Raw genomic sequence first — 9,117 nt, forward strand, 5'->3', positions numbered from 1 at the left:
CCGCCCGGCGCCATCCCGGCATGATGGCGATCGCGGAGCCGGCGGCGACGCTGCAGCTGGCGGCGATCATGATCGCCTTCGCGGCACTGACCTGGGCCTATGTCGTCTCCGACTTCTCGGTCGCGGTGGTCGTCGGCAACAGCCATTCGCTCAAGCCGCTGCTGTACAAGATCACCGGCGTCTGGGGGAACCATGAGGGCTCGATGCTGCTCTGGGTCCTCATCCTGGCGCTGTTCGGCGCCGCGGTGGCGGTGTTCGGCCGCAACCTGCCGCCGACGCTGAAGGCCCGGGTGCTGGCGGTGCAGGGCATGATCGGGGTCGGCTTCCTGGCCTTCATCATCCTGACCTCGAACCCGTTCCTGCGGCTCGACCCGGCGCCGCTCGACGGCCAGGACATGAACCCGCTGCTGCAGGACCCCGGCCTCGCCATCCATCCGCCGTTCCTCTATCTCGGCTATGTCGGCTTCTCCATGGCGTTCTCCTTCGCCGTCGCCGCGCTGATCGAGGGCCGGGTCGACCCGGCCTGGGCGCGCTGGGTGCGGCCCTGGACGCTGGCCGCCTGGTCGTTCCTGACCGTCGGCATCGCGCTCGGCTCCTACTGGGCCTATTACGAGCTCGGCTGGGGCGGCTGGTGGTTCTGGGATCCGGTCGAGAATGCCTCGCTGATGCCCTGGATGGCCGGCACGGCACTGCTGCACTCCGCCCTGGTGGTCGAGAAGCGCGATGCGCTGAAGAGCTGGACCATCCTGCTCGCCATCATCACCTTCGGCCTCAGCCTGGTCGGCACCTTCCTGGTGCGCTCGGGCATCATCACCTCGGTGCACGCCTTCGCGGTCGACCCGGAGCGCGGCGTGTTCATTCTGCTGCTGCTGGCCCTGACCATCGGCGGCGCCTTCACCCTCTATGCCATCCGTGCGCCGCGGCTGAAGCTGGGCGGCGTCTTCTCGCCGATCAGCCGGGAAGGGGCGCTGGTGCTGAACAACCTGCTGATCTGCACCGCCACGGCCACGGTGTTCATCGGCACGCTGTATCCGCTGGTCGACAAGGCGGTGTCGGTCGGCGCGCCCTACTACAAATTCACCTTCGTGCCGCTGATGTCGCCGGTGCTGGTGGCGATGGTGGTGGCGCCCCTGCTGGCCTGGAAGCGCGGCGACCTGTTCGGCGTGCTCGGCCGGCTGAAATTCGCCGCCGCCGGCGTCGCGATCGTGGTGCTGGCCACGCTCTGGCTGCAGGGCGGCGGGCCGGTGCTGGCGCTGGTCGGGATCGGCTTCGGCACCTGGGTCATCCTCGGCGCCGCGACCGAGATTGCCGAACGGGTGCGGTTGTTCCGCATCCCCCTCGGCGACAGCCTGTCGCGGGCGATCGGCCTGCCGCGCAGCGCCTGGGGCACCGCCTTTGCCCATGCCGGCCTCGGCGTCGCCCTGCTGGGCATGATCGGGTCGAGCTTCTGGTCGACCGAGCGGCTGGAGCTGGCGAAGCCCGGCGACCGCTTCGACCTCGCCGCCGGCTATGCCGTCGAATTCGAGGGCGTGCGGGCAGGGCAGGGGCCGAATTACGAGATCCGTGAGGGCGACCTGAAGCTGTACCGCAATGGCGGCTTCGTCGAGGACCTCACGCCGGAGAAGCGCTTCTACCCGGTCGCCCGCATGCCGACCAGCGAGGTGGCGATCCACACCACCCTGACCGGCGACGTCTATGTCGCGCTGGGCGAGGAACAGGCCGACGGGCGCTGGAGCCTGCGCCTGTACCACCACCCGCTGGTGCCGTGGATCTGGGGCGGCGCCCTGGTCATGGCCTTCGGCGGCGCCCTGTCGCTCAGCGACCGCCGGCTGCGCGTCGGCGCGCCACGCCGGGCGGCGGCGCGGGCCGTCGGGTCGCGGTCGCCGGCCTGAGGATCCGATCATGCGTCGCCTGCTGTTCATCCTGCCGCTGCTGCTGCTCGCGGCCCTGGCCGTCGGGTTCGGCCGCAAGCTGCTGCCCGGCAACGATCCCCAGGCCTTGCCCTCGGCCCTGATCGACAAGCCGCTGCCGGCCTTCGCTCTGGCCGCCCTGCCGGGCCGGTCCGACGGCGTGGCCAGCACCGATTTCGGCGGCAAGCCGATGCTGCTGAACGTCTTCGCCAGCTGGTGCGTGCCCTGCCTTGCCGAGCACCCCGTGATCACCAAGCTGGGCCGCCAGGACGGCATCCCGGTGGTGGCGATCAACTACAAGGACAAGCCGGCCGACGCCCTGGCCTGGCTGCAGCGCAACGGCAACCCCTACCGCGCCATCGGCGCCGATGCCGACGGCCGGACCGCGATCGATCTCGGCGTCTACGGCGTGCCGGAGACCTTCGTGATCGACAAGGCCGGCCGCATCCGCTACCGCCATCCCGGCCCGCTGACCCCCGATATCGTCGACCACGAGATCCGGCCTTTGCTGGCGGACCTGGCGAAGTGAGCTGGCGTCCCATCTTCGCGGCGCTGCTGCTGGCCCTGGCCCTCGCGGCACCGGCCCGTGCGATCGAGCCGCAGGAGCAGTTGGCCGACCCGGCGCTGGAGGCCCGCGCCCGTGAGCTCGGCCAGGAGCTGCGCTGCCTGGTGTGCCAGAACCAGTCGATCGACGATTCCAACGCCGACCTGGCGCGTGACCTGCGCACCATCGTGCGTGAGCGGCTGACCGCCGGCGACAGCAACGACCAGGTGCTGGCCTTCGTCACTGCCCGCTATGGCGACTACGTCCTGCTGCGCCCGCCGGTCCGGACCGGCACGCTGGTGCTGTGGTTCGGACCCGTGGTCCTGCTGGTGGGCGCCATCATCGCGATGACGGTGCGCCGGCGCCGCCGGGCCAAGGCGGAACCCGCGCCACTGTCGCCGGAGGAAAGCCAGCGCCTCGCCCGGCTGCTGGACGAGGAGACGGCGCCGTGAGCGGCTGGCTGTTCTGGATCGCGGCCGCGGTGATGACGGCGGGCGCTGTGGCGCTGCTGTTGCGCCGGCTGCTGGCGCTGGACGCCGCGCCGGTTCCGACCGAGGGCTTCGACAGCACGGTCTATCGCGACCAGTTGCAGGAGCTGGAGCGGGAGCGCATCGCCGGCGAGATCGGCCCGGCCGAGGCCGAGGCAGCGCGGGCCGAGATCGCACGCCGCCTGCTCGCCGCCTCCAGCGAGACAAAGCCGACTGTCGCCGTATCGTCCCGGCCGCCGCATGTGGTGGCGATGGGGCTGGCCATCCTGCTGCCGGTGGCGGCGCTGGCGATCTACATGGTGGAGGGCACGCCGACCCTGCCGTCGCAGCCCTTCGCCAGCCGCGACCAGGGCACCCGCGTGGCGATGCAGACCGCGATGGCCCAGGCCCAGGCACTGGAGCAGCGCCTGGCCACAGCACCTCAGGATCGCGACGGCTGGGTCGAGCTCGGCCAGCGCTGGAGCGAGCTGGGCGAGGACGCCAGGGCGGCCGATGCCTATGGCCGCGCCATTGGTCTCTCCGGTGGCGACCCCACACTGACCGGCCGCTATGGCGAGGCGCTGGTCGGCGCCAATGCCGGCACGGTCACCGAAACCGCGCGCGCCGCCTTCGAGCAGGTGCTGTCGCTGCGCCCCGGCGATCCGCGCGCCCGCTATTTCCTGGGGTTGGCCAACGCCCAGGCCGGCGACGACCGTGCCGCCCTGGACCTGTGGCAGGGGCTGATGCGGGATTCCCCGGCCGATGCGCCCTGGGTCGCCTCGGTCCGCCAGCATCTGACCGAGACGGCGCAGCGCCTCGGCCTTGACCCGAAGACCGCGATCCCGCAGACGCAGCCGCCCTCGACCTCCCAGGCTGTCGGACCCTCCGCTGGTCCTGCCGCAGGGCCCGCCGCGGCGATCGCCGGGCTGCCGCCGGACCAGCAGGCCAAGGCGATCCGCGGCATGGTCGACGGTCTCGCCGCCCGGCTGGAGAAATCGCCGGACGATCTCGACGGCTGGGTCCGCTTGGCCCGCGCCCGCGGCGTGCTGGGCGACACCGCGGCCGCGGTCGACGCCTATGCCAAGGCCGTGGCGCTGAAGCCGGGTGACACGCCCCTGCTGCGTGCCTACGCCGACGCGCTGCTGGCCGCCGGCCGGGGCGAGGATGTGCCGCCGGCCCTGGCGGCCGGGCTGCCGCAGATGCTGACGGAGGACCCCAAGGACCTCGTCGCCCTCTGGTTCCTCGGCGTCGCCGCGCAGAAGGCCGGACAGCCGGCGGAGGCGCGGCGATTCTGGGGCCGGATGCGCGATCAGTTCCCGGACGGCAGCCCGGAGCGCTCGGCGATCGAACAGCGCATCACCCAGCTGCCGGCAGCGGACGCGGGTTGAGCCCCGACCGGACGCATTTCAGCAATATCTGCAATAAAATTGGGGCTGGGGCCTTCGGTGCCGGGGCTTGGTCGTCCCGGCCTCCTGCGGCGGTTGACCGGCACCGGGAAACAGTGGTTGTTTCGACTGCAACAAGAACTCGGGTGAGGCTTTCCCATCGTGGCTTCTGTTGTAGCCGCCTCGACGCCATCGGATGCGGCGATCGTTGTCGATGATCTGCACAAGCGGTTCGGCAAGCTCGAAGTGCTCAAGGGCGTGTCGCTCCAGGCCCAGCAGGGCGATGTCATTTCCATCATCGGCTCCTCCGGCTCGGGCAAAAGCACGCTGCTGCGCTGCATCAACCTGCTGGAAATCCCCAATGACGGCCGCGTCTGGGTCAATGGCGAGCTGATCAAGATGAAGAAGCTTCGCTCCGGCGAGGCGGAACCCGAGGACAGCAAGCAGGTCGACCGCATCCGGTCGTCGCTCGGCATGGTGTTCCAGAGCTTCAACCTGTGGTCGCACATGACGGTGCTCGACAATGTGATCGAGGCGCCGGTCCATGTGCTGAAGGTGCCGCGCAAGGAAGCGATCGAGCGGGCCGAAGCGCTGCTGGCCAAGGTCGGCATCGCCGACAAGCGCGACCACTATCCCAGCCACCTCTCGGGTGGCCAGCAGCAGCGTGCGGCGATCGCGCGCGCCCTGGCCATGCAGCCCAAGGTGATGCTGTTCGACGAACCGACCTCGGCGCTCGACCCCGAACTGGTCGGCGAGGTGCTGCGGGTGATCCGCCAGCTGGCGGAGGAGGGCAACACCATGCTGCTCGTTACCCATGAGATGCGCTTCGCCCGCGAAGTGTCGAGCAAGGTGATCTTCCTGCACCAGGGCAAGACCGAGGAGGAGGGGACGCCGGCCGAGGTGTTCGACAACCCCAAATCCGACCGGATCCGGCAGTTCCTGAAAGTACAGCATTGATGGCGCCGCGTCGCGCCGGCGCCTGATCGGCGCCGGCTGTCGGCCAGACGCCGGCCCATCCAACCCGGGATCGCAGGATCCCAGCTCTGAACGGGAGAGTTCACGATGAAGACCTGGTTGTCGCTGATCGGCGCCGCCGCCTTTGCGCTGGCCGCTGGCGCCGCCTCGGCCGAGGACACGCTGCGCATCGGCACCGAGGGCGCCTACCCGCCCTACAACGCCACCGATGCCTCGGGCAAGCTGGTCGGCTTCGAAATCGACCTGGCCAACGCGCTGTGCCAGCACCTCCAGGTGAAGTGCGAGATCGTGCAGCAGGATTGGGACGGCATGATCCCGGCGCTGATGAACAAGCGCTATGACGGGATCATGGCCGGCATGTCGGTGACGCCGGAGCGCGAGAAGCAGATCGCCTTCTCCAAGCCCTACAGCAGCACCCCGGCCTGGTTCGTCTCGGCCAAGGACGGCGTGCTGAAGGACGCCAAGACGCTGGACGACATCAAGGCCGCGCTCAAAGGCAAGTCGGTCGGCGTGCAGCGCTCGACCATCCACCAGAACTATCTTGAGCAGCGGATCCCCGGGGTCGACGTCAGGCTGTACGACACCCAGGACGATCTGAACCTCGACATTCAGAACGGCCGCATCGACGCCGGGCTGGCCGACAGCCTGGGCTGGGCCGACTTCCTGAAGAGCGACGCCGGCAAGGGCTTCAACCATTTCGGCCCGGGCCTGAACGGCAAGGATGACCCGCTGTTCGGCACCGGCGTCGGCATCGGCCTGCGCAAGGAAGACACCGATCTGAAGGCGAAGCTGGACAAGGCGCTGGACGAGATGAACGCCGACGGGTCGCTGACCAAGCTGTCGGTGCAGTGGTTCGGCTACGACACGTCGATTAAGTAAGAACAAAGCGCGGGCGGCGGCCGGAATGCGGTGCCGCCGCTCGTGTCCAAACCGGGGCCGAGGGCCCCAGAACGGGAGATGTCATGGCGAAGATCTGGTTGTCCTTGATCGGGGCGGCGGCGCTGACGCTGGGCGCCGGCGCGGCATCGGCCGATACGGTGCGCATCTGCATGGAGGGCGCGTACCCGCCCTTCAACAACACCGATTCCGGCGGCAAGATCGTCGGCTTCGAGGTCGATGTCTCCAGTGCTCTGTGCAAGCAGGCCGGCCTGACCTGCGAGGTCGCGGCGCAGGATTGGGACGGTTTCATTCCGGCACTGCTGAACAAGCGGTGTGACGCCCTGATGGACGGCATGTCGATCACGGCCGAGCGGCTGAAGCAGATCGCCTTCTCCATCCCCTACACCGACACGCCGGCCTGGTTCGTCGGCGCCAAGGACGGCCTGCTGAAGGACGCCAAGACCCTGGCGGACATCCATGCCGCGCTGAAGGGCAAGACCATCGGCGTGCAGCGCTCGACCACGCACCAGAATTTCCTGGAGGCCGAGTTCAAGGACTCGACCGTCAAGCTGTACGACACCGTCGACGATCTCAACTTCGATCTGGCCAACGGCCGCATCGACGCCGGGCTGAACGACAGCGTGTCCTGGGGTTCGTTCCTGGCGAGCGACAACGGCAAGGGCTTCGCCCATTACGGGCCGACCCTGACCGGCAAGGACAACCCGCTGTTCGGCCAGGGCATCGGCATCGGCCTGCGGCAGGAGGACAAGGACCTGAAGGCCAAGTTCGACAAGGGCATCGAGTCGATGAAGTCCGACGGATCGCTGGCCAAGCTGGCGGTGCAGTGGTTCGGCTACGACCCCCTCGCCACCAAGTGAAACGGCTTCGGGCGGCGGCTGATGCCGCCGCCCGTCCTCACCCGGGCAGCGCCAAGGCATGCAAGGACTGATTGATTCGCTGAAGCTGGTGTCCTTCGGCGAGGGCGGCTGGGGTTACCAGTTCCTGCTCGCCGCCGGGATGACCATCCTGCTCTCCATCGCCAGCTACATCTTCGGCCTCGTGGTCGGGCTGATCGCCGCCTGCCTGAAGGTCTGGGGCGGCTTCGTGCTGCGCGGGCTGATGGAGATCTACACCACCATCATCCGCGGCGTGCCCGAGCTGTTGGTGATCTACCTGCTGTTCTTCGGCAACGAGGCGGCGATCAACGCCATCCTCGGCATGATGGGGATCATCCAGCCGTTCCGGCTGAACGAGTTCGCCATCGGCGTCTTCGCCGTCGGGCTGATCTCCGGCGCCTATTCGACCGAGGTGTTCCGCGGCGCGATCCAGACCGTGCCGCACGGCCAGATCGAAGCCGGCAAGGCCTTCGGCATGCATGGCTTCCTGACCTTCCGCCGGATCATCCTGCCGCAGACCATCCGGCTGGCGCTGCCGGGTCTCGGCAACATCTGGCAGCTGATCCTGAAGGACACGGCCCTGGTTTCGGTGGTCGGGGTGACCGAGCTGATGCGCATCAGCCAGGTGGCGGCGCGGTCGACCCGCGAACCGTTTCCCTTCTACATCACCGCGGCGATCCTGTTCCTGGTGATCACCACCTTCTCGACCAAGCTGTTCCAGCGGGCCGAGGCGCATTACGACCGCAGCGTCCGGCGGGCAGGCTGAGCCATGGATTTCGACCTCATCGGCCAGACCTTCGGCAAGCTGCTCGGCGGCGCCGGAACCACGATCGCGCTGATCGTGCCGGCGCTGATCATCGGCATCATCCTTGCCATGACGCTGGCGGTGATGCGGATGTCCGGCAACGGCATCCTGTCGCGCGTGGCCCGCGGCTATGTCTTCGTATTCCGCGGCACGCCCCTGCTGGTGCAGATCTTCCTGATCTATTTCGGCCTGGGCCAGTTCAGCGACCTGTGGAAGGAACTGGGCATCTGGGATTGGCCGATGCGCGAGGCCTTCCCCTGCGCCGTGATCGCCTTCGGCCTCAACACCGCCGCCTATACCAGCGAGATCATCCGTGGCGGCCTGCTGGCGGTGCCGTTCGGCCAGATCGAGGCGGCGCGCGCCTGCGGCATGTCACGGGCCACCGTGTTCCGCCGGATCACCGTGCCGATCGCGATCCGCCAGGCGCTGCCGGCCTATGGCAACGAGGTGATCCTGATGGTGAAGGCCAGTTCCCTGGCCTCGATCATCACGATCATGGAGATCACCGGCATCGCCAAGCAGATCAACTCGCAGACCTTCGCGCCGTTCGAGGTGTTCACCGCCGCCGGCATCCTCTACCTCGCCATCAACTTCGTCGTGGCGCAGGGCATCCGGGCGCTGGAGTGGACGCTGACGCCGCATATGCGCCGCCGGCAGGCCTGACCACACAGCGCAAGCCCATGTCGTGAACGCCGGAAAACGGCGCTAGACTGGCGCGGATGTTCACGTTCACGCCCCTCCGCCCCGCCGACCTGCCCCGCCTGCGCCTGTGGCTGATGATGCCGCATGTCCGCGCCTGGTGGGGGGATCCGGAGACCGGGATTCGCGAGATCCGCCGCCTCATGTCGTCGGACTGGGCCGAACCGATGCTGGTCGCCTGGCAGGGCCGGCAGATCGGCTACCTCCAGGCCTATGATGCCCAAACCTATGACAGACCATCGGCAGCGCCGGATGAGACCGCGATCCCCGGCAGCTTCGGCATCGACCTGTTCATCGGCGAGCCGAGCTATGTCGGCAAGGGGCTCGGCACCGCCTTCGTCGGCGCCTACACCGACCGCCTGCTGAAAGGCGGCCGGGCGCTGAGCATCGTTGCCCGGCCGGCGCCGGCCAACCATCGGGCGATCAGGTGCCTGGAAGGGGCGGGGTTCCACCGGCTGGAGGGGGCGGACGGGCCGCTTTTGCGCATGAGCAAGGATCGGCCGGGCTGACCAATCGCCGAGTCGCGGTCCGGCGAGAGCGTGTTATCATCCCTGAAA

At 68.7% G+C, this 9,117-nt stretch carries 10 protein-coding genes; all 10 read left to right on the plus strand.

Annotated elements, in window-relative coordinates; translation table 11 throughout:
- On the plus strand, positions 1–1,892 hold a 1,892-nt coding region (locus AC3XYG_RS30565), incomplete at its 5' end, for a heme lyase CcmF/NrfE family subunit (protein ID WP_489143652.1).
- Positions 1,893–1,902: 10 nt separating this feature from the next.
- Positions 1,903–2,439: a DsbE family thiol:disulfide interchange protein gene (locus AC3XYG_RS30570; RefSeq protein WP_489143653.1), complete on the plus strand. Its 537-nt coding sequence runs from the start codon at positions 1,903–1,905 to the stop codon at positions 2,437–2,439.
- A complete protein-coding gene (locus AC3XYG_RS30575) occupies positions 2,436–2,906 on the plus strand; it encodes a cytochrome c-type biogenesis protein (RefSeq protein ID WP_489143654.1) in 471 nt (156 codons plus the stop codon). Before AC3XYG_RS30570 ends, AC3XYG_RS30575 begins: the two co-directional genes overlap by 4 nt.
- Positions 2,903–4,309: a c-type cytochrome biogenesis protein CcmI gene (ccmI, locus tag AC3XYG_RS30580; protein WP_489143655.1), complete on the plus strand. Its 1,407-nt coding sequence runs from the start codon at positions 2,903–2,905 to the stop codon at positions 4,307–4,309. The genes AC3XYG_RS30575 and ccmI overlap by 4 nt, the downstream gene beginning before the upstream one ends.
- Positions 4,310–4,468: 159 nt before the next feature.
- Positions 4,469–5,263, plus strand: a complete 795-nt coding sequence (locus AC3XYG_RS30585) for an ABC transporter ATP-binding protein (protein ID WP_489143656.1) — start codon at positions 4,469–4,471, stop codon at positions 5,261–5,263.
- 105 nt (positions 5,264–5,368) lie between these two features.
- Entirely contained in the window at positions 5,369–6,160 is a 792-nt protein-coding gene (locus AC3XYG_RS30590; protein ID WP_489143657.1) for a lysine/arginine/ornithine ABC transporter substrate-binding protein, read from the plus strand.
- Positions 6,161–6,243: 83 nt separating this feature from the next.
- Positions 6,244–7,038, plus strand: a complete 795-nt coding sequence (locus AC3XYG_RS30595) for a transporter substrate-binding domain-containing protein (protein WP_489143658.1) — start codon at positions 6,244–6,246, stop codon at positions 7,036–7,038.
- A 58-nt stretch (positions 7,039–7,096) separates the two neighbouring features.
- On the plus strand, positions 7,097–7,822 hold the full coding sequence (locus tag AC3XYG_RS30600) for an ABC transporter permease (protein ID WP_489143659.1): 726 nt from the start codon (positions 7,097–7,099) through the stop codon (positions 7,820–7,822).
- A 3-nt stretch (positions 7,823–7,825) separates the two neighbouring features.
- Positions 7,826–8,524, plus strand: coding sequence for an ABC transporter permease (locus tag AC3XYG_RS30605; RefSeq protein ID WP_489143660.1), 699 nt, complete (start codon positions 7,826–7,828; stop codon positions 8,522–8,524).
- A gap of 56 nt (positions 8,525–8,580) precedes the next feature.
- Complete coding sequence (locus AC3XYG_RS30610) at positions 8,581–9,069, plus strand: GNAT family N-acetyltransferase (RefSeq protein WP_489143661.1); 489 nt, start codon at positions 8,581–8,583, stop codon at positions 9,067–9,069.
- Positions 9,070–9,117 lie beyond the last annotated feature (48 nt).

The sequence above is a fragment of the Inquilinus sp. genome (genome assembly GCF_057815775.1).